Source organism: Streptomyces sp. ALB3, assembly GCF_044385685.1.
GTDB lineage: Bacteria > Actinomycetota > Actinomycetes > Streptomycetales > Streptomycetaceae > Streptomyces.
Genome location: NZ_JBISCE010000003.1, coordinates 724,571 through 743,370, shown reverse-complemented (window position 1 = coordinate 743,370; position 18,800 = coordinate 724,571). Strand labels below are relative to the sequence as shown.

Here is an 18,800-nt window from a genome sequence, read left to right as displayed (position 1 = left end):
TCGTCGCGTCACGACGGACGGACCGTCGCTTCTTACGCTACGACCCGTAGCGTAACTGCCCAGCCCCCCTGCGACGCAAGAGCCCGCGGTGATCTGTCTCACGGGCTCCCGGCCCGGTCAGCACTACTTACCGGCCGGTATGGTCGCCGCATGCTGAGCCGCAGCCCCATGGAACCCACCCGGTCCGGACGTCCCCGCAGCGCCGAGGCCGACGCCGCGATCCTGGAGGCGACCCGTGAGTCGCTGGTCGACCTCGGCTGGTCGAAGCTGACGATGGGTGACGTGGCGACGCGGGCAGGGGTCGCCAAGACGACTCTCTACCGCCGCTGGGCCGGCAAGAACGAACTGGTGGTCGACGCGGTCGCCGTCCTCTTCGACGAGCTCGAGCTGCCCGACCTCGGCAGCCTCACGGCGGACGTGGAGGCGGTGGTCCTCCAGTTCGCCGCTCTGCTGGAACGCCCGGAGACCAAGACGGCCCTGATGGCGGTGGTCGCCGAGTCGACGCGTGACGAGGCGCTGCGCGACCGCATACGCGATTCCATAGTGGCCCGGCAGAAGCACCTCGTGCTGCAGGGGCGCGAGCGCGCGCAGCGGCGCGGCGAGCTGCCGGCGGAGCCGGACGCGGTGGTGGCCGCCCGCACCGCCGACCTGATCTTCGACGTGATCGCCGGGGCCGTGGTGCACCGGACGCTGGTGAGCGCCGAGCCCGTCGACACCGACTGGGCCCGGCGCTTCACGGTACTGCTGCTCTGCGGGCTGGGCGCGGCGGCGGCGGAGCGGCGCCCCGGGGGCTGAGCGCCCGGAGGGTCGGCGATCGGCCCCCGCCGGCCCCCGTCAGAAGCCCGGCGGCTCCGTGTAGACGCCCCACTCGTCGCGCAGCACCCCGCAGATCTCGCCGAGGGTCGCCTCCGCCCGTACCGCCTCCAGCATCGGACCGATCATGTTCGAGCCGTCGCGTGCGGCGGCCAGCATCGCGTCCAGCGCGGACCGGACCCTGGCCTCCTCGCGGCCCTCCTTGCGTGCGGCGAGCTCACGCACCTGCTCGCGCTCCACCTCGTGGCTGACCCGCAGGATCTCCAGGTCCCCGGTGACGGATCCGTGGTGGACGTTGACACCGACGACCCGCTTCTCGCCCTTCTCCAGCGACTGCTGGTACCGGAAGGCGGATTCGGCGGTCTCGCCGGTGAACCAGCCGTCCTCGATGCCGCGCAGGATGCCGGAGGTCATCGGACCGATGGGGTGCTTGCCGTCCGGGTGCGCCCGGGTGCCCCGCTCCCTGATCTGCTCGAAGATCTTCTCGGCGTCCGCCTCGATGCGGTCGGTGAGCTGCTCGACGTACCACGAACCGCCCAGCGGGTCGGCGACGTTGGCGACGCCGGTCTCCTCCATGAGCACCTGCTGGGTGCGCAGCGCGATCTCGGCGGCCTGCTCGGAGGGCAGGGCCAGCGTCTCGTCCAGGGCGTTGGTGTGCAGGGAGTTGGTGCCGCCGAGTACGGCGGACAGCGCCTCCACGGCGGTGCGTACGACGTTGTTGTAGGGCTGCTGCGCGGTGAGCGAGACCCCGGCGGTCTGGGTGTGGAAGCGGAGCCACTGGGCCTTGTCGGTCTTCGCCCCGTAGGTCTCCTTCATCCAGCGGGCCCAGATCCGTCGGGCGGCGCGGAACTTGGCGATCTCCTCGAAGAAGTCGAGGTGCGCGTCGAAGAAGAAGGACAGCCCGGGAGCGAAGGTGTCGACGTCGAGACCTCGCGAGAGACCGAGTTCCACGTATCCGAAACCGTCGGCGAGGGTGTACGCGAGTTCCTGCGCGGCCGTGGCCCCGGCCTCGCGGATGTGGTAGCCGGATACCGAGAGCGGCTTGTACGCGGGGATGTCGCGGGCGCAGTGCTCCATCAGGTCACCGATGAGGCGGAGGTGGGGCTCGGGCTGGAAGAGCCACTCCTTCTGCGCGATGTACTCCTTGAAGATGTCGGTCTGCAGCGTGCCGTTGAGCACCGCCGGGTCGACGCCCTGACGCTCGGCGGCGACCAGGTACATGCAGAAGACCGGGACTGCGGGCCCGCTGATCGTCATGGAGGTGGTGACGTCGCCGAGCGGGATGTCCTGGAACAGGACCTCCATGTCGGCGGCGGAGTCGATGGCGACGCCGCAGTGGCCGACCTCGCCGAGCGAGCGGGGCTCGTCGGAGTCGCGTCCCATCAGGGTCGGCATGTCGAAGGCGACGCTGAGTCCGCCGCCCCCGTTGGCCAGGATGGTCTTGTACCGCTCGTTGGTCTGCCGGGCGTTGCCGAAGCCGGCGAACTGGCGGATGGTCCAGGTGCGGCCCCGGTAGCCGGTGGGGTGCAGCCCCCGGGTGAAGGGGTACTCGCCCGGCCAGCCGATCCGCTCGAAACCCTCGTACGTGTCACCGGGGCGGGGCCCGTACACGGGCTCCACCGGGTCCCCGGAGAGCGTGGTGAAGTCCGCGTCACGCTTGCGGGCCTTGTCGTAACGGGCCTGCCAGCGACGGCGGCCTTCCTCGATCGCATGAGCGTCCATGGGACAAATTTACTAGGACGTCCTAGTAAATGTCGACGGCAAACCGCCCGGCGCTTCGCGCGGGGCGGTTCGGGTGGTGTGGATCAGGCCCCGACGGGCTGCGCGGTCCTGTCGGTGATCAGCGGCTCGACCTCGCGGGCGACCTTGCGCTCGACGAAGAAGGCGGCCGTCGGGATGGTGCCGGAGATCAGCACCCAGAGCAGCTTGCCCACCGGCCACTTCGCCTTGGAGCCGAGGTCGAAGGCGAAGATCAGATAGATGATGAAGAGGACACCGTGGAGCTGCGAGACCACGAGGGTCAGCCCCTCGCCGGTGTCGAATCCGTACTTGAAGACCATGCACACGCACAGGATCATCAACATGACGGCGGTGACGTAGGCCATCACCCGATAGCGGGTCAGCACGCTGGATTTCATGGCATCGAGCGTAACCGGACGGCCGGGGCGATCTTGCGGCGCCCCGGCCCGCGGAACGGGCCCCGGCCCCGGCCCCGGCGTCCGTCAGCGCTTGTCCTCGAAGTCGTGGGCCGCCACCCGCAGCGGCCGGAGCATGGCGAAGATCTCGGCGCACTCCTCGTCGTCGTACACACCGAGTCCGAAGTCCATGGCCATCAGGTCCTGGCTGGCGGCCTCGACGACCTCGCGGCCCTTGTCCGTGATGGAGGCAAGGGTTCCGCGTCCGTCGTTGGGGTTGGGGCGCTTGTCGACCAGCCCCGAGCGCACCAGCCGGTCGACGGTGTTCGTCACCGAGGTGGGGTGCACCATGAGACGCTCGCCGATCTTGGACATCGGCAGCTCACCCGCCTGGGAGAAGGTCAGCAGGACCAGCGCCTCGTAGCGGGCGAAGGTCAGCCCGTACGGTTTGACCACCGCGTCCACCTCGGCGAGCAGGATCTGCTGCGCGCGCATGATCGATGTGATCGCCCCCATGGAGGGCACCGGGCCCCAGCGCCGGTGCCAGAGTTCCTCGGCGCGGGCGATGGGATCGAAGGGGAGGCTGAGCGGCTTCGGCACGGCACGACCTTACCCACTGGTCACATGGCGGTCAGCCCTGTCTCGCCTTTCGGTACCGGACGCCCGTTCTACGCACCTCCACGACCACCAGGAGCGTGCAGACGGTACCGGCCGCTCCCGAGCAGGCGACCACCTGGTGCACGGGGAGGAATTCCGAGGCCACCCCCGCGAGGGCCATACCGAGCCCCTGGACCGTCATCAGCCCTGCGGTCAGCACCGTCATCGCCCTGCCCCGCAGGTGCTCGGGGACCGCGTCGACGAACCACTGGTCGAGCCCGATGACGTACGCCGCCCCGGCCCCGGCCGCCACCAGGAGGGCGACGGCCACGGCCATCCCCGGCCGGAAGGCGTACAGCACCAGGGGCAGCAGGCCCACCGCGGCGACCGGCAGCACGATCCGGCTGCGTGCGCGGGGCTTCAGTGCGGTCCCCACGTACAGCTCGGCCCCGATGTGACCCGCCGCCATCACGCACATCAGGACCCCCAGGGCGGCCGGGCCGGCGCCGATCGCGTCCGCGTACGGCGCGGCGAGGGCCTCCGGGGCCACGACGAAGAAAGCCGGGACCCAGAAGAGCAGGAGCAGCCCGCGGATCCGGCGGTCACCCAGGACGGCGCGGGCCCCGGCGAGCGAGTCCCCGATCAGTGCGCCCCCGGCACCCCCTCCCGCGCGGGCCGGCCGGTCCTTGGTGCCCAGGCGCAGCAGCACGGCGGAGCAGAGGAACGTGGCGACGGTGACCGTGATCGCCCCACGCGGGGACAGGACGGTGAGCAGCGCCCCGCCCGCGCCGAAGCCGGCGAACAGGGCGCTCTGGGAGACCAGGCGCAGGAGCGAGCGGCCGAGGACGTAGAGGTCGCCCTCACCGAGGATGTCGGTGAGGGCCGCCGTCCGTGTCCCGGTGAAGACGGGCGCCACCGCGGCCACCAGGCAGCGCAGCACCAGCAGCCCCGCGACGGGGGTGCCGGGGAGCGCCATCACGGCGACGCAGCCGGCGCAGACCAGGTCGCAGGTGACGAGGACCCTGCGGGCCGGGTACCGGTCGGCGACGCCGGCGAAGAGCGTGCCGCCGACGGCGTACGGGAGGAAGCCGAGCGCGAGGGTGAGCGCGGACAGCAGGGGCGAGCGGGTGAGCTCGTAGACGAGCACGGTCAGGGCCAGCTCGCTGACGACCACACCGAGGAGCGAGAGCACGTGCGCGGCGAACACCGGCCGGAACTCCCGCACGGCGAACACCGCCCGGTAGCCCCCGCCCGGGTCCGCCCCCGGCTCGGGGCCCGGGCCGGACGCGGAGGAACGCTCCGGGGGCGGTGCCGGGGACAACGCCTCGGCGGCGGTCGTGTCGCGGGGTGTACCCGCCGGGGTGGTGGTGTCTCTCGGCATGGACGCAGCGTGGAGGAACGGCCCCGCCGCGCCGTAGACTTTCGGCTCACGCCGAAACTTGGATGGCCGATGCCGTTCCGCCTGTACTTCGACGAGAGCGATCTGCTCCGCTGCCGCTTCGCCCTCTCGCCGCTCTGGGAGACGCAGGAGGCCGTGCGGACGCTCCACCGGCCCGGCCGTCACGGCTACCACCTGCCCTGGCTGCGGCGCGTCCGGGAGAGCGCCGCCGGGCTGGACCTGGCGCCGCTGTGGCTGCTGATGCCGGACGGCGGCCACAACCCCGACTTCATCTGTCCGCCCCCACGGGGCCCGCTCGCCACCTTCACCGAGGAGCTCGCGGCCGTCCGGGCGACGGACCCGGCCACCGCCCGTGACGACATGGCCCTCGCGCTCGCCGACCAGCCGGGCGGGCCGGGCTCTCCCGCCGGGCGGCGGCTGCTGGCCGACCCGGCGCGGACGGTCCAGGAGCTGGCGGACCTGCTGGAGCGGGCCTGGCAGGTGATGGTCGAGCCGCACTGGCCCCGGCTGCGGGCCCTGCTGGAAGCGGACATCGCCTACCACTCGCGCCGCCTCGCCGAGGCGGGCTTCGAGCGGCTCCTCGGCGAGCTCAGCCCCCGGCTGCGCTGGGCGGACTCGACCCTGACGGTGGCCGGCACCCGGGGGGACCACAGCCGGGTCCTGGGCGGACAGGGGCTGGTCCTGATGCCCAGCGTGTTCGTGTGGCCGGATGTGGTGGGCGGCTACGAACCACCCTGGCAGCCGGCCGTGATCTATCCCGCGCGCGGGATCGGCGGCCTGTGGACCGAGCCGGCCGGCCGCACGCCCGACGCGCTCGCCCGGCTGCTGGGAAGGGCCCGTGCCGACGTGCTGTGCGCCCTCGTCGAACCGGCGGGGACGAGCGCGCTGGCGCACCGGCTGTCGCTCGCCCCCTCGTCCGTGTCCGCCCACCTGTCGGCGCTGCGCGCGGCGGGGCTGCTGACCTCCCGGCGGTACGGTCATCAGGTGCTGTACGAGCGCACCCCGCTGGGTATCGCGCTGGCGTCGCAGGAGCCCTGAGCGCGGGACCGGAACGGTCCGCCCCCGCCGTGGATCAGGTGCCTCCCGCCGGGCCGCTCGCGGTGGCGGCTGTGGCGAGCGCCGGCTCCCCGTCCTGGACGGGACGCACGGTGCGGGAGCGGCTCCCGGCCGCGCGGCGCGGACGGCCACGCAGCAGCGTGGAGGACCACAGCAGGCCGGGCGGGAGGGCCGCGGCCGCCAGGGCGCACACCGTCTGGACGCGTGTCTGGGCCTGCGTGAGGGCCAGCAGGCAGCTCAGTACGCAGAACAGGCAGGTGACGGCTGCCACGGGGCGGCGGAGGAGGGTCAGCGTGTAGCTGAGGAGACGCCCGGGCGGCACCCGGAACAAGGCTTTGCCGTACTGCGTCAGCAGGGCCCCGTACGCCCCGCGGGCCCGGCGGCGCCGCCGGGTGAGGGCGTGCGCCGGGGCGCTGAGGCCGTCGCCGGCGGCCGGGGCGTCCGGGGTGTGGACCGAGCGCCAGAACCGCCCGGTCCGCGGGTTGCGCAGACGGTGGATCCCGAAGCCGGTGGCCATGTCCCCCGCGGCCGAGTCCTGGAAGCCGCCGGCCCGCCGCAGGGCCGCGACACGCATGACGCGGCCGGTGCCGGCGAGGACGGGCGCTCCGTAGCGGTTGCCCGCGCGCTGGACCAGCGCGCGGAAGGGTGAGTGCGGGGGCCCGGCGATCCCGGTGACGGCGGGGGCGTCACCGTAGTGGAGGGGCGGTGCGACGACGAAGGCGATGTCCGGGTCGCGGAAGTAGCCCGTCATCCGCTCCAGGAAGCCCGGCAGCGGGACGAGGCCGGTGTCCAGGGAGGCGAGGAAGTCGTAGTCGTCCCCGTGCTTGGCGAGCCAGGCGTTGTAGTTGCCGTGCCTCGTCCCGGTCCGGTGCGGGCCTGCCTCACGGTTCCACTCGGGCACCCCGAGGCGGGTGAAGTGGTGCACGCCCAGCTCCGCGCAGAGCATCCTGGCCTCCGGGTCGTCGCTCTCGTCGAGCAGCCAGACGTCCAGGGGCCCCGGGTGCCGCAGTCGTACGGCGCCCTCCAGGGTGGCCCGCACCGTGGAGAGGTGCTCCCTGCCCGGTACGTACGTCACGAGGAAGGCGAGCCCGGTGCCGCGCTCGGGCGCCACCGGGACGGGATCCCGGACGACCCACGCGGCGTACGCGACGGCGATCACGTTGACCAGCAGGAACAGTTCCGCCATCGCGAGGGACACGAGTGTCACGGAGTCCGCGAGCGCCACCCATCTCTGGGCGTTCCCGCGGCCCGTCCAGTGCGTGTGCCACAGCGCGTGGAGCAGCAGCAGTCCGGCGAGCGCGGGGGCGAGCGCCGTCAGCAGGACCGCTCCCGTCCGGTACTTCCCGGCGCGCGGGAGGACGCGGTACCGCACCCGGTACCCCGTCGGGGGCGGCTCGGCGAGCACCCCCGCGAGACGGCCCCGGTTGTCGTGGTCGTAGCCCTCCGACGGCATCACGCCTCCCTGGTCGGCCATGCGTACCCCTGTAGAACGCGTATCCCTACAGAAGGGGAGATATGACGACGTGTCGAGCCGGAAGGCCCGAGTGAGGGATTCCTTCGCCCGAACGGGAGGAGCCCCCGTGGGCCGGGGGCTCCTCGTCTGCCCGGGGGCCGGGCGTGGGGGCCGAGTCAGCCCGCCAGGTGCCGCTCGACGGTCTCGACCTTGGAGGTCAGGCCGTCGGTGACGCCCGGCCGGATGTCGGCCTTCAGCACCAGGGAGACGCGGCCCGCCCGCGCCTCGACGGCGGCGACGGCACGTCTGACGACGTCCATGACCTCGCCCCACTCGCCTTCGACGGAGGTGAACATCGCGTCCGTGCGGTTGGGCAGCCCGGACTCACGGACCACCCGGACGGCGTCGGCGACGTACTCGCCGACGTCCTCGCCCACGCCCAGCGGACTGACGGAGAAGGCGACGATCACGCGCTGACCGTCCCCTCGGCGCGGGCGCGGGCGGCGATGACGCCGTCCGCCTCGTACTTCTTGAGCAGCTTCTCGCCGTAGAGGCCGCCGAAGGGCACGACCGCGAGGAGGAAGAACAGTGCGACGCGCTTGAGCGGCCACTTGGCCTTGACCCAGACGTCCAGCAGGAACACCACGTAGACCGTGAAGAGAAGGCCGTGGAGCGCGCCGAGGGGCGGCATCAGGAAGTCGATGTCCGAGACCCGCATGAGCAGCGAGCCGAAGATGAGCAGCGCCGGGAAGGACAGCGCCTCGGGAAGCGAGATGAGGCGCAGCCGGTGCAGGGCGGAAGCGGTCTTGATGTCCACGAGGGCACCTTCGGTGGGAGGGGCGTGTCGGCTTGTGAACGCAGGCACAAGCAGAGCCATTGTGGCATCGTTGCCGGCTCTCCGGGGCAGGGGGTCCGCGTCCGGCCGCCGCTGCGCGAATCAGCGCATATCAGGGTCATGTCGGGGTCCGGATCAGCCACCGGGCTCTGTCCGGCGGGGTCCCGTGCGGCTAACGTCGCACCGTGGCGATGTTCCGACTCCAAGGCAGCAAGACGCTCGCCGTCGACCTGACAGGCGATGCCGTCAAGGCGAAGAACGGCTCGATGGTCGCGTACGACGGCCGGATGGGTTTCAAGAAGATGTCGGGCGGCGGTGAGGGCCTCCGGGGGATGGTGACCCGCCGGCTGACCGGCGAGCAGATGGAGATGATGGAGGTGAGAGGGCAGGGCACCTGCTACTTCGCCGACCGCGCGAGCGAGATCAACCTCGTGTCGCTGCGCGACGACACGCTGTACGTCGAGGCGAGCAACCTGCTGGCCTCGGACGCCGGACTGCGCACCGGCACCTCGTTCACGGGCCTCCGCGGCGGCGCGAGCGGCAACGGCCTGTTCACCACGACCGTCGAGGGCACCGGCCAGGCCGCGATCACGTCGGACGGCTCCGCCGTGGTGCTGCGGGTGACGCCCCGGTACCCGCTGAGCGTGGACCCCGGCGCCTACATCGCCCACCAGGGCAGACTCCAGCAGCACTTCCAGTCCGGGGTGAACTTCCGCACGTTCATGGGCGAGGGTTCCGGCGAGTCCTTCCAGATCCGCTTCGAGGGCGACGGCCTCGTCTACGTGCAGCCCAGCGAGCGGAACACCGTCGGGGGCGATGCCTGATGCCTTTCCGTGAGATCAACTCGAAGATGGTCGAGGCCGTGGTGGCCCCCGGCCGGACGATCTACAGCCAGCGCGGCGCGATGCTCGCGTACCGGGGGGACGTCTCGTTCACCCCGGACATCCAGGGCGGGCAGGGCGGCCTGGGGTCGATGATCGGCCGGCGGGTGGCGAACGAGGCGACCCCCCTGATGACGGTCGAGGGCAGCGGCACGGTGATGTTCGGCCACGGCGGTCATCACATCCAGGTGATCGACCTGGCGGGTGACACCCTCTGCGTGGAGGCCGACCGGCTGCTCGCCTTCGACGGGACGCTCCGGCAGGGCACCCTGTTCATGGGCTCGCAGGGCGGGGTGATGGGCATGGTGCGCGGCCAGGTGACGGGCCAGGGCCTGTTCACGACGACGCTCAAGGGCCACGGCGCGGTCGCCGTGATGGCGCACGGCGGTGTGATCGAACTGCCGATCACGCCGGGCCGGCCGGTCCATGTGGACCCGCAGGCCTATGTCGCCCACCACGGGGACGTGACCAACAAGCTGTCCACCGCCCTCGGCTGGCGCGACATGGTGGGGCGCGGCTCCGGTGAGGCGTTCCAGCTGGAGCTCAGCGGCAGCGGAGCGGTGTACGTCCAGGCGTCGGAGGAGAAGCTGTGAGCATGCCGGATCGGGGCCCCGCCACGGGCGCCGGGCCCGAGGGGGCCTTCGACCCGACGACGCTGCCGTCGGACGACAACGTCAACGCCTACACCTTCTGCGTGGAGCTCAAGGGGAGCCAGTGGTTCCTGCAGAAGGGCAAGATGATCGCCTACTACGGGCAGATCGACTTCAACGGCATCGGGCACGGGCGGTTCGAGCGGCTCGTCCGTACGAGCTTCCACTCCCCACTGCACGCGAGCGACTGGGTGGTGGCCGAGGGCAGCGGCAAGATGCTCCTCGCCGACCGGGCCTTCGACGTCAACTCCTTCGACCTGGAGGACGGCAATCTGACGATCCGGTCCGGCAACCTGCTCGCCTACCAGCCGACGCTGGCGCTGAAGCAGTCGATCGTGCCGGGCTTCCTGACCCTGATCGGGACGGGGAAGTTCGTCGCCGCGTCCAACGGCCCGGTGGTCTTCATGGAGCCGCCGCTGCGCGTGGACCCGCAGGCGCTGGTGGGATGGGCGGACTGCCCCTCACCGTGCCACCACTACGACCACGGCTACATGAGGGGCGTGATGGGCGGCCTGCGTGCGCTGACCGGGATCGGCGGCACCTCCGGCGAGGAGCACCAGTTCGAGTTCGTCGGGGCGGGCACGGTCCTGCTCCAGTCGACCGAACTGCTCATGCCCGAGCAGGCGACGGGCGCCGTCCCGCACGAGCCGGGCGTGCCCGGAGGCGGACCGGGGGCCGGCGGTCAACACGGCTCCACGCCCCGCATGCCCGGACAGCTGGGGGACCTCCAGCGTCGCTTCGGGCTGTGAACGGTAGTCTGCGGAGTGTGACGTCCGGCAGGCGCGTGCGCGGGGTCACACTCCCAGACTTCGTCCGGCTTTCAACATCTTAGGTAGAATCGATACATGGAGACCGAGACGGCCACCCGCTGGCTGACCGATGCTGAGCAGTGCGCCTGGCGCACGCACCTGGACGTCAGCAGGCTGCTGACACACCAGCTGGAGAAGGACCTCCAGCCGTTCGGCCTGACCATGAACGACTACGAGATCCTGGTCAACCTCTCGGAGTCCGACGACCAGCGCATGCGGATGAGCGATCTCGCCTCCGCCACCCTGCAGTCCAAGAGCAGGCTCTCGCACCAGATCACCCGCATGGAGAACGCCGGCCTGGTCAGGCGCGAGCACTGCGAGTCGGACCGGCGCGGACTGTTCGCGGTCCTCACGGACGCGGGCGGCGAGACCATGCGGAAGGTCGCACCGCACCATGTCGAGTCGGTGCGCAGGCACTTCATGGACCTGCTCTCACCGGAGGAGCTCGCAGGACTGCACTCGGCGCTGACCCCGATCGCGGAACATCTGCGCGGCCGGCGCGGCAAGCCGTAGCACGGGCCGCTCTCAGCCCCGGCCCGCCGCCGGCTCCCGGCCGGGCAGCCGCAGGGTGAAGAGCGCGCCGCCGCCCGGAGCCGTACCCACCGTGAGTGTGCCTCCGTGCCTGGAGGCCACGTCACGGGCGATGGCGAGACCCAGCCCCGCCCCGCCGTCGTCGCGGCTGCGGGCGTCGTCCAGGCGCACGAAGCGCTCGAAGATCCGGTCGTGTTCGGCCTCGGGCACGCCGGACCCGTCATCGGTCACCTCCACGAGCACGTCGCCGCCGTCCGCCCGCACGCACACGCCGACGGAGCGCGCGGCGTGCCGCTCGGCGTTGTCCAGGAGGTTGCCGACCACCCGGGCCAGCTGGCCGCGTGAACCGGTCACCTCGAGTGGCCCGGCCGCCGCGACGGACACCTCCGGCGGGATCCGGTCCGCCGCTCGCTGGGAGACCTCCTCACGGACGAGCGCGCCGAGGTCGACCGGTGTGAGCCCCGGCCGCTCCCCGGCGTCCAGCCGGGCGAGCAGCAGCAGGTCGGCGGCCAGCGCCTGGAGCCGTACCGTGTCGGCGACCGCGCCGGGCACGTCCAGCAGCTCCGGGTGGGCCGCACCCACCTCCAGCTGGGTGCGGAGCGAGGCGATCGGGCTGCGCAGTTCGTGCGAGGCGTCGGCGACGAAACGCCGCTGCCGGTCGACCGAGGCCTCCAGGACGGTCAGGGTCTCGTTGGTCGTGCGGGCCAGCCGCGCGATCTCGTCCCGCGAGCCCGGCTCGGGGACGCGGCGGCCGAGGTCCTCGGACGCGGTGATGGCGGCCAGTTCACGCCGGATGCCCTCGACCGGGCGCAGGGCCCGCCGTGTGACCAGCCAGGTCACCCCCGCGACGACGAGCAGCATGAGGGGCAGCCCGGTCAGCATGGAGGTGCGCACGGTGTTCACGGCCTCCTGCTCGGCGGCGAGCGGGGCGCCCGCGTGGACGGTCAGGGTGATGTCCTGCTCGGTGGTCGCCTCGACCGAGGCGAAGCGGTAGTCCGCCGTCTCGCCGTCGACGGTCGCGGTGCCGTTCGCGAAGTCCGGCGCGTCGGTGGAGACCTCGCCGCGTGCGGGGTCGTGCCCGCCGTCGTCATCGTCGTCGTCTCCGTCGCCCGGGCCGGGAGCCGGGGCCGGGGACACGGGTACGACCCCTGACGTGCCGGTCCCGGAGATGGCCTCCAGGTCCTTGGAGACGGCCACCACGCGCCCCGCCTCGTCGGTCACCTGCACGGGGTGGGTGTCCTCGTCGCCGGGCTCCAGCTCCGCGTACGCCGTTCCCAGCGCCAGCTCCCCGGCCACCTCCCGGGCGGCCACTTCGGCCTCCAGGCCCGCTCTGTCCGTCAGATTGCCCCGCAGGACCGCCAGGACCGCCAGTCCGGCGACCGTCAGGGCGACGGCGACGACGAGGGTGGCGCCCAGGGCGGCCCTGGCCCGTACGGACCTCATGGCGCCTCCAGCCGGTAGCCGGCGCCCCGCACCGTACGGATCGAGTCGGCGCCGAGTTTGCGGCGCAGGGTGCTGACGTAGACCTCGACGATGTTCGGGTCGCCGTCGTAGGCGAAGTCCCAGACGTGTTCCAGGATGTCCGCCTTGCTGACCACCTCGCCGGCCCGCTGCACCAGCTGCTCCAGGACGGCGAACTCCTTGGCGGTGAGCGCGACTTCTTCGTCGCCACGGTGCACCCGGCGGGCGGCGGTGTCCATCCGCAGCGTTCCGGCGGTCAGCACCGGCGAGGCGGAACCGCCACGGCGGCGCAGGAGCGCCCGGACGCGGGCGACGAGCACGACGTAGGAGAACGGCTTGGTCAGGTAGTCGTCGGCGCCCGTGTCGAGGCCCTCCGCCTCGTCGTACTCCCCGTCCTTGGCGGTCAGCATCAGGATCGGCATCTCGTGCCCCGCCGCGCGCAGGGCGGCGCAGATCCGGTAGCCGTTCATGCCGGGCAGCATGATGTCCAGGACCACGAGGTCGTGGACGCCCTGGCCGGCCAGGTGCAGGCCCTCCTGACCGTCGTGCACGACGTCCACGGCGAAGCCCTCGGCGGTGAGTCCTCTCGCGAGGGACGTGGCGAGACGCTTCTCGTCCTCGACGATCAACAGGCGCATGGGGACAGCTTCGCAAACCGGAGCTGAAGAAGCCTTCAGGTGGCTTCAGGCTGCGTTCAGCATCGCCGGGCCAGTGTGGTTCCCGTCGCTCAGCACGATCCGGCACATCCCATCGGGAGGAACCCACCATGAAGCGCAACATCGCCGTCGCCACCCTCACCGCGGCCGTACTGGCCGGCGGCGGGCTCGCCGCGACCGCGGCCTTCGCGGACTCCGACGGCAACGGGGAGGACGGCCGGACGACCGCGGCCGAGCGGTCCCCCGGAGCCACCGGGGAGCAGCGGACCGCGCGGCTCACCGTGGACGAGGCCGTCGGCGCCGCGCTGAAGTCCGTCCCCGGCACGGTCACCGGTGCCGAGCTCGACGACGACGACCGCGACCGCACCGTCTGGGAGCTCGACGTGTACGGCTCCGACAAGGTCTGGCACGACGTGACCGTGGACGCGCGGAACGGCAAGGTCCTGTCCGACCGCGAGGACGACGACAACGACGACCGCGACCGGCACGCGCCCCGCTCGGCGGCCGTGTCCCTGGACGCGGCGGTGAAGGCGGCCCTCGGGGCGCAGCCCGGCACGGTGACGTCGGTGGACCTCGACGACGACGGTGACGACGGGGCCGAGGGCGAGCGCGGTGCGCTGCGGTGGGACGTCGACGTCGTGGGCAAGGACGGCAAGGACGGCAAGGACGGCAAGGACGGCAAGCAGCACGAACTGCACGTCGACGCGAAGAGCGGCAAGGTCACCGCGGACCACGACGACAACGACGACACCAACGACAGCGACAACAACGACGACGACTGACCCGCCGGGCCCCGGGCGGTCCTGTCCGGTGCTCCTCAGGGGGCGATACCGGACAGGACCGTGCCGTCGTCGGGCGAGGCGAGGAACAGCGCGTCGCCGACGGCGATCAGGGAGGGCGGGGCACCGCCGATGGGCAGCGCGAACGTCTTGCCGGTGGCGGGAGGGTTCGCGCCGCGCTCGTCCAGTTCGTGGGCGCTGACCGTGACGTCCGCGTGGACGAAGGCCCTGGAGCCCACGACCGACACGTTCCCCGCCGCCTCGTCCAGCAGGGTGTCGACGTGGTGCCAGAGCTCCTCGCCGTCACGGAGCCGGAACGCCCTGACCTCACCGGGCGCCGAGACCACCACCGTGCCGTCCGCCGTGACGGCGGGCTTCATCGCGCCCTCCATCCCCCGGGCCAGGGTGCGCCGGGCGGCGGGAGCGGAGAGACCGGTCACAGTGAGGCCGTCCCGGGCGACGCAGATCAGCTCGCCGGCCTTGAGCACGGGATGGCCGCACTCCGTGTCCTCCTTGCCGACGCCCGGCAGCCGCTTGCCGGAGCTCGCGTCGAAGACCCGGATGTCGCTCCCCACGGCGACCACCCGGCCGTCGCCCGCCAGCAGGGTGAACTGGAACTCGTCGTAGTCGGCGCCCCACTTCTCGGGCTTCCCCTCGCCGGTGATCTGCTGGGCGACCAGTCGGCCGGCCGAGCCTCCCGCGACCCTGGAGACGTAGTAGATCACTCCGTCCGCGTACACCGCGCCCGTCCCCAGGCGGCCGTCCGGCAGGGGGCGCTTCCACACCTCCTTGCCGTCGGCCAGGCGCAGCCCGACGAGGTCGTCCCGCACGAAGGCGTAGACCGTGCCGTCCACCACCGCGGCGATCGACCGGCCGTCCGTGCCGGTCCGGGAGCCGGACTTCTCCGGGACGTTCCAGCGTTCTTCGCCCGTCGCCGCGTCGAGGGCGGTGACGCCCCGCCCGCCGGAGCAGACCAGGGTCCCCGCCGACAGCACGCAGCCGTACTCGCCCACGTCCTTGCCGGTCGTCCAGGGTTTCCATCCCGCCGGGCGCGCGGAGAGGTCCGCGCCGAGGGCCCCGAAGTCGTCGGTGCGGCCGGCGTCCGCCGCGGGCACCACCGTGGGCCCCTCCGAGGCCGCGGAGGCGGACGGGGAAGCCGCTCCCCCGGGCCGGCCGGCGGCCGGGGTGTCACCGTCGAGCAGCCCGGGCAGCAGTACGGCGCCGAGCGCCGCGACGGCCACCACGAGCGCGGCCACGGCCACCAGGGGACCACGCCTCCGGGCGGGTACGGGAGCTTCCGGCGGCACGGGGCGGGCGGCCGGTGGTGGCGGGACCGCCGGCACCGACCCGGCACACCTCAGCGCCGCTTCCGCGTGCGCCGCGCACCGCTCGCGCACCGCCGGGTGCCACGGGAAGGGCTCCGGGACCCCGCCCGGCGCGAGCAGCCCAGCGAGCTCGGCCGGAACCGGCCGGTCCTCGGGACGGGTGGCGAGGCAGCGCTCGATCACGGGCCGCAACCCGGGTGGTACGCCGTCGAGCGAGGGCTCACCGTGCGCGATCCGGAAGATGACCGCCGCCATGTCGGGGTCGTCGAAGGGGCCGCGTCCGCACGCCGCGAACGCCAGCACCGCCCCGAGGCAGAACACGTCCGAGGCCGGGACCAGAGCGGTCGAGCCGTTGACGTGTTCGGGCGAGATGTAGCCGGGACTGCCGACCACCACCCCGGTCCGGGTGAGCTGGGTGGCCTCGAAGGCCTGGGCGATCCCGAAGTCGATCACCTTGGGGCCGTCGGCGCCCAGCAGGACGTTGCCCGGCTTCAGGTCGCGGTGCAGCACCCGGACCGCGTGCATGTCGGCGAGGGCCAGGGCGAGGCGCGCACCGAGGACGCGGACCACGGCTTCGGGCAGCGGTCCGCCGCGGGAGACCGCCTCGGCGAGCGAGGGTCCCGGCACGTATTCGGTGGCGAGCCAGGGCGCCGCACCCGTCGCGTCCCCGGCCACCAGGGCCGCGGTGTGACGGCTGCGCACGGCACCGGCCGCCGCGATCTCCCGGCGGAAGCGGATCCGGAAGCCGTCGTCCAGGTCGAGCCCGGGCAGCACGGTCTTGAGGGCGACCAGCCCGGCGGACGGGCCGGCGCCGGCGGGCGGCGCGGCGTCCGCGCGTGCCAGGTACACCTCGCCCATGCCGCCCGCGCCGAGCCGTCCCAGGAGCCGGTAGGGGCCGACGCGGGTGCGGCCGCCGGGGAGAAGTGGCTCGATCATGAGCTCCGTCCGGGCAGCGCGAGGGAGACGGCGAAGCCGTGGCGGTAGACGATGTGGACGACCCCGCCGGCCGGGAAGACCTCCGGCGGCCTGTTCTCCTTGCCCAGCGCGATCCCGAAGTCGGGGTCGTACGGCTCCTCCACAGCGGGGACGGGCACGTCCGCGATCGGGGTGCGGCGCAGCGGCCCCGGCGTGTCCCCGTCACCCAGCTCGACGCTGGTGAGTGCGCCGGTGTCCGCCCAGAGGAGGGTGCCGTCGGCCACGACCGGGGCCGAGACCGGGTTCTTCTTCCGCGCCTCGGCGTCCTTGCCCAGGCCGTAGCGCTTCAGCACCGTCCCGTCGCCCCTGCGCACGAGCACGATCTCGGGTTCTCGCGCCTCGCCCGCGCCCGGCCCGTCCGCGGCCCCGCCCTCGGCGTTCCCCGTCCTGTACACGGTCAGGCGGTCCGTCTCCGCGACCACGGCCGCGTCCTCGCCGACTCCGGGCGGCGGGTCCTCCTCACCGGTTCCGTCCCCGGATCGCACGCAGTGGACAGCGAGGTCGGCCGGGGTCTCCCGGGGGCATCCGGCGGTCCGTTCCTTGCCGTCCTCGGCGCGGAAGGCCCGCAGGCCGTTCTCGTCGCTCGCGTAGAGCACCCCGTCGCGGGCGCCCAGTGGCCAGAAATCGCCCCTCTCGGCCTTCGACAGGCCGTCGCCGGCGAGCGGTCTGCGCCACTTCTCCGTGCCGTCCCGGACGTCGAAGGCGGCGAGCCCGGACCCTTCGGGCAGGTCGCCGCCGGCGGCGAAGACCAGCCCGTCCGCGGCCTGCGGTGAACTCTGCGGCATGTGGGCACCGCCGGCGCGGACCTCCCATCGGGTCCCTCCGGTTCCGGCGTCGACGGCCAGGAGCCGGTTGCCGGTGGCGAAGTAGACCGAGTCCTCGTGGACCAGGGGGAGGGTGGAACCGCCCGGCATGAAGAACTGACCGCTGGGGCTGATCCGGGCATCCCCGTCCCCCGGCTCCTCGACCGAGGCGAAGTCCCAGCGCTTCCCGCCGTCGGCCGAGGAGAGCGCCTCGTAGCCCCCGTCGGCCGTGCGGCAGACCACCACGTCCTGGCCGGCCGCGCAGCCGAGCGGGGTGCCGGCGAAGGTGGCGTGCCACGGCTTCCAGCCGGTGGGCCCGGCCTGCGCGGGGGTGGTCCCTCGCGGGCCGCCCCCGTCCTCGCCGCCGTCCCACAGGGCCGGCAGGGCCCCCGTGACGGCCGCCGCGACGACGACGGCGGCCACGGCGGCGCCCAGGAGGCGGCGACGGCGGGAGGGACGGCCCGGGGCGGCCTCGGGCGGCAGCCCGGGGCCCTGCGTGGGCAGCTGGTCCACCGGTGTCGCACCGGGTCCCGGGGTGGGTCGCTGACCGGCCGGCGTCGCGGCGCCCGCGGCCCCCTGGGTCGGCGTGCGGAGGGGCAGGAGCGGCCCGCCCAGTGCCCGCAGGGAGGCGAGTTCCCGCTCGTACCCGGCGATGTGGGCCGTGACCGGGGCGGGCCAGCGCACCGAGCCCTCGGGTGCGAGGCGGGCGGCGAGAACGGCGGGCGTGGGGCGGGCGGAGGGGTCGGCCACCAGGCAGTCCTGGAGGACCGCCCTCAGGGCGCCGGGCACCCCGTCGAGGTCGGTCTCGACGTACTTCACCCGGTACAGCACGGCGGCGACGGGACCGTCACCGAACGGGTCGCGGCCGGTGGCGGCGAAACACAGGAGGGACGCGAGGCAGAAGACGTCGGAGGCGGGCACGACGCGTCCGCTGCCCGCCACGTGCTCGGGTGACATGAAGGCGGGGCTGCCGACCATGCGGCTGGTGGTGGTGAGCTGGGCGGCGCCCGCGCCACGGGCGATCCCGAAGTCGATCAGGCGCGGCCCGCCGGCGGCGAGGAGGACGTTGCCGGGCTTCACGTCCCGGTGCACGACACCCGCCGCGTGGACGGTCTCCAGGGCCCGGGCGAGCTCCGCGCCGAGCATCCGGACCTCCTCCTCGCCCAGCGCGCCCGACCGGCGGACGGCGGCGGAGAGAGTCGGCCCCGCGACGTAACCCGTGGCCAGCCACGGCACGTCCGCCTCGGCGTCGCCGTCCAGGACGGGGGCGAGGGCGGGTCCGGTCACCGAGCGGGCGACGGCGATCTCACGGCGGAACCGCTGCCGGAAACCGGGATCCTGGGCGACGTCCCGGCGGACCGTCTTCACGGCGACGGGACTGCCGTCCGGCTCGGGGCCGGGACCGTCCCGCAGGCCCAGGAAGACCTCACCCATGCCGCCCGCACCGAGACGGGCAAGGACGGCGTACGGCCCTATGCGTCTCGGCGAGTCCTCCCGCAACGGCTCCAGCATGCGTCCCCCCGGGGTTCCACGACCCGGGACGCGCACCGCGCGCGCCCCGCCGTGGCGCATGTTCTCACGGCCCGTCAGGTGGGAATCGCGGCCCCTCACCGAGCGGGCGGCGACGGTTCCCGGGCGGCCC

17 protein-coding genes and 1 pseudogene are annotated in these 18,800 nt (G+C 73.2%); 7 read left to right on the top strand and 11 right to left on the bottom strand.

Features of this window, described 5'->3' with window-relative positions:
• Positions 1–150 precede the first annotated feature (150 nt).
• On the top strand, positions 151–795 hold the full coding sequence (locus ACHFIV_RS05285) for a TetR/AcrR family transcriptional regulator (RefSeq protein WP_398964083.1): 645 nt from the start codon (positions 151–153) through the stop codon (positions 793–795).
• A gap of 39 nt (positions 796–834) precedes the next feature.
• Here ACHFIV_RS05285 and ACHFIV_RS05280 read toward each other — a convergent pair whose 3' ends face one another.
• The 4 genes and pseudogenes from ACHFIV_RS05280 to ACHFIV_RS05265 all read right to left on the bottom strand — a co-directional run bounded on the left by ACHFIV_RS05280 (position 835) and on the right by ACHFIV_RS05265 (position 4,926).
• Positions 835–2,535, bottom strand: a complete 1,701-nt coding sequence (locus ACHFIV_RS05280; protein ID WP_398964080.1) for a methylmalonyl-CoA mutase — start codon at positions 2,533–2,535, stop codon at positions 835–837.
• Positions 2,536–2,618: 83 nt separating this feature from the next.
• Entirely contained in the window at positions 2,619–2,951 is a 333-nt protein-coding gene (locus ACHFIV_RS05275) for a DUF3817 domain-containing protein (protein WP_398964078.1), read from the bottom strand.
• Positions 2,952–3,035: 84 nt separating this feature from the next.
• Positions 3,036–3,548: a MarR family winged helix-turn-helix transcriptional regulator gene (locus tag ACHFIV_RS05270; protein WP_398964076.1), complete on the bottom strand. Its 513-nt coding sequence runs from the start codon at positions 3,546–3,548 to the stop codon at positions 3,036–3,038.
• A gap of 9 nt (positions 3,549–3,557) precedes the next feature.
• Positions 3,558–4,926: pseudogene (locus tag ACHFIV_RS05265) on the bottom strand (MFS transporter).
• Positions 4,927–4,995: 69 nt separating this feature from the next.
• Here ACHFIV_RS05265 and ACHFIV_RS05260 point away from each other — a divergent pair.
• Complete coding sequence (locus ACHFIV_RS05260) at positions 4,996–5,982, top strand: ArsR/SmtB family transcription factor (protein WP_398964073.1); 987 nt, start codon at positions 4,996–4,998, stop codon at positions 5,980–5,982.
• A gap of 34 nt (positions 5,983–6,016) precedes the next feature.
• On the opposite strand, the gene ACHFIV_RS05255 is transcribed toward ACHFIV_RS05260, so the two are convergent.
• From ACHFIV_RS05255 to ACHFIV_RS05245, 3 genes are all read right to left on the bottom strand, one after another.
• Positions 6,017–7,474, bottom strand: coding sequence for a glycosyl transferase (locus tag ACHFIV_RS05255; protein WP_398964070.1), 1,458 nt, complete (start codon positions 7,472–7,474; stop codon positions 6,017–6,019).
• Positions 7,475–7,629: 155 nt separating this feature from the next.
• Complete coding sequence (locus ACHFIV_RS05250; RefSeq protein ID WP_398964068.1) at positions 7,630–7,923, bottom strand: MTH1187 family thiamine-binding protein; 294 nt, start codon at positions 7,921–7,923, stop codon at positions 7,630–7,632.
• Complete coding sequence (locus ACHFIV_RS05245; protein ID WP_398964065.1) at positions 7,920–8,270, bottom strand: DUF3817 domain-containing protein; 351 nt, start codon at positions 8,268–8,270, stop codon at positions 7,920–7,922. The genes ACHFIV_RS05250 and ACHFIV_RS05245 overlap by 4 nt, the downstream gene beginning before the upstream one ends.
• 209 nt (positions 8,271–8,479) lie before the next feature.
• Between ACHFIV_RS05245 and ACHFIV_RS05240 the strand changes: the two genes are divergently transcribed.
• The 4 genes from ACHFIV_RS05240 to ACHFIV_RS05225 all read left to right on the top strand — a co-directional run bounded on the left by ACHFIV_RS05240 (position 8,480) and on the right by ACHFIV_RS05225 (position 11,141).
• The gene (locus ACHFIV_RS05240) at positions 8,480–9,112 is read left to right on the top strand and encodes an AIM24 family protein (RefSeq protein WP_398964237.1); all 633 of its coding nucleotides are present in this window, start codon (positions 8,480–8,482) and stop codon (positions 9,110–9,112) included.
• Positions 9,112–9,762, top strand: coding sequence for an AIM24 family protein (locus ACHFIV_RS05235; protein ID WP_398964062.1), 651 nt, complete (start codon positions 9,112–9,114; stop codon positions 9,760–9,762). Before ACHFIV_RS05240 ends, ACHFIV_RS05235 begins: the two co-directional genes overlap by 1 nt.
• A 2-nt stretch (positions 9,763–9,764) precedes the next feature.
• Complete coding sequence (locus ACHFIV_RS05230; protein ID WP_398964234.1) at positions 9,765–10,568, top strand: AIM24 family protein; 804 nt, start codon at positions 9,765–9,767, stop codon at positions 10,566–10,568.
• Between the two features lie 96 nt (positions 10,569–10,664).
• A complete protein-coding gene (locus tag ACHFIV_RS05225) occupies positions 10,665–11,141 on the top strand; it encodes a MarR family winged helix-turn-helix transcriptional regulator (RefSeq protein ID WP_398964059.1) in 477 nt (158 codons plus the stop codon).
• Positions 11,142–11,153: 12 nt separating this feature from the next.
• Here the strand turns inward: ACHFIV_RS05225 and ACHFIV_RS05220 are convergent, their stop codons facing one another.
• Together ACHFIV_RS05220 and ACHFIV_RS05215 are read right to left on the bottom strand one after the other, a co-directional pair.
• Positions 11,154–12,602: a sensor histidine kinase gene (locus ACHFIV_RS05220; protein ID WP_398964056.1), complete on the bottom strand. Its 1,449-nt coding sequence runs from the start codon at positions 12,600–12,602 to the stop codon at positions 11,154–11,156.
• Positions 12,599–13,258 (bottom strand): response regulator transcription factor, encoded by a 660-nt coding sequence (locus ACHFIV_RS05215; RefSeq protein ID WP_398964053.1) that lies wholly within the window; start codon positions 13,256–13,258, stop codon positions 12,599–12,601. The genes ACHFIV_RS05220 and ACHFIV_RS05215 overlap by 4 nt, the downstream gene beginning before the upstream one ends.
• 128 nt (positions 13,259–13,386) lie before the next feature.
• On the opposite strand from ACHFIV_RS05215, the gene ACHFIV_RS05210 reads away from it, so the two are divergent.
• On the top strand, positions 13,387–14,058 hold the full coding sequence (locus tag ACHFIV_RS05210; RefSeq protein WP_398964051.1) for a PepSY domain-containing protein: 672 nt from the start codon (positions 13,387–13,389) through the stop codon (positions 14,056–14,058).
• Positions 14,059–14,093: 35 nt separating this feature from the next.
• Here the strand turns inward: ACHFIV_RS05210 and ACHFIV_RS05205 are convergent, their stop codons facing one another.
• Together ACHFIV_RS05205 and ACHFIV_RS05200 are read right to left on the bottom strand one after the other, a co-directional pair.
• The gene (locus tag ACHFIV_RS05205) at positions 14,094–16,316 is read right to left on the bottom strand and encodes a protein kinase domain-containing protein (RefSeq protein WP_398964048.1); all 2,223 of its coding nucleotides are present in this window, start codon (positions 16,314–16,316) and stop codon (positions 14,094–14,096) included.
• Positions 16,313–18,670 carry a protein kinase domain-containing protein gene (locus ACHFIV_RS05200; RefSeq protein WP_398964045.1) on the bottom strand — a complete coding sequence of 786 codons (2,358 nt, stop codon included), beginning with the start codon at positions 18,668–18,670 and terminating at the stop codon, positions 16,313–16,315. The genes ACHFIV_RS05205 and ACHFIV_RS05200 overlap by 4 nt, the downstream gene beginning before the upstream one ends.
• Positions 18,671–18,800 lie beyond the last annotated feature (130 nt).

Excerpts from the sequence above, each read along its gene's own strand:
- ACHFIV_RS05285 (WP_398964083.1), top strand. The coding sequence starts at position 151 with ATGCTGAGCCGCAGCCCCATGGAACCCACCCGGTCCGGACGTCCCCGC.
- ACHFIV_RS05280 (WP_398964080.1), bottom strand. The coding sequence starts at position 2,535 with ATGGACGCTCATGCGATCGAGGAAGGCCGCCGTCGCTGGCAGGCCCGT.
- ACHFIV_RS05275 (WP_398964078.1), bottom strand. The coding sequence starts at position 2,951 with ATGAAATCCAGCGTGCTGACCCGCTATCGGGTGATGGCCTACGTCACC.
- ACHFIV_RS05260 (WP_398964073.1), top strand. The coding sequence starts at position 4,996 with ATGCCGTTCCGCCTGTACTTCGACGAGAGCGATCTGCTCCGCTGCCGC.
- ACHFIV_RS05255 (WP_398964070.1), bottom strand. The coding sequence starts at position 7,474 with ATGGCCGACCAGGGAGGCGTGATGCCGTCGGAGGGCTACGACCACGAC.
- ACHFIV_RS05240 (WP_398964237.1), top strand. The coding sequence starts at position 8,480 with ATGTTCCGACTCCAAGGCAGCAAGACGCTCGCCGTCGACCTGACAGGC.
- ACHFIV_RS05235 (WP_398964062.1), top strand. The coding sequence starts at position 9,112 with ATGCCTTTCCGTGAGATCAACTCGAAGATGGTCGAGGCCGTGGTGGCC.
- ACHFIV_RS05230 (WP_398964234.1), top strand. The coding sequence starts at position 9,765 with ATGCCGGATCGGGGCCCCGCCACGGGCGCCGGGCCCGAGGGGGCCTTC.
- ACHFIV_RS05225 (WP_398964059.1), top strand. The coding sequence starts at position 10,665 with ATGGAGACCGAGACGGCCACCCGCTGGCTGACCGATGCTGAGCAGTGC.
- ACHFIV_RS05220 (WP_398964056.1), bottom strand. The coding sequence starts at position 12,602 with ATGAGGTCCGTACGGGCCAGGGCCGCCCTGGGCGCCACCCTCGTCGTC.
- ACHFIV_RS05215 (WP_398964053.1), bottom strand. The coding sequence starts at position 13,258 with ATGCGCCTGTTGATCGTCGAGGACGAGAAGCGTCTCGCCACGTCCCTC.
- ACHFIV_RS05210 (WP_398964051.1), top strand. The coding sequence starts at position 13,387 with ATGAAGCGCAACATCGCCGTCGCCACCCTCACCGCGGCCGTACTGGCC.
- ACHFIV_RS05205 (WP_398964048.1), bottom strand. The coding sequence starts at position 16,316 with ATGATCGAGCCACTTCTCCCCGGCGGCCGCACCCGCGTCGGCCCCTAC.
- ACHFIV_RS05200 (WP_398964045.1), bottom strand. The coding sequence starts at position 18,670 with ATGCTGGAGCCGTTGCGGGAGGACTCGCCGAGACGCATAGGGCCGTAC.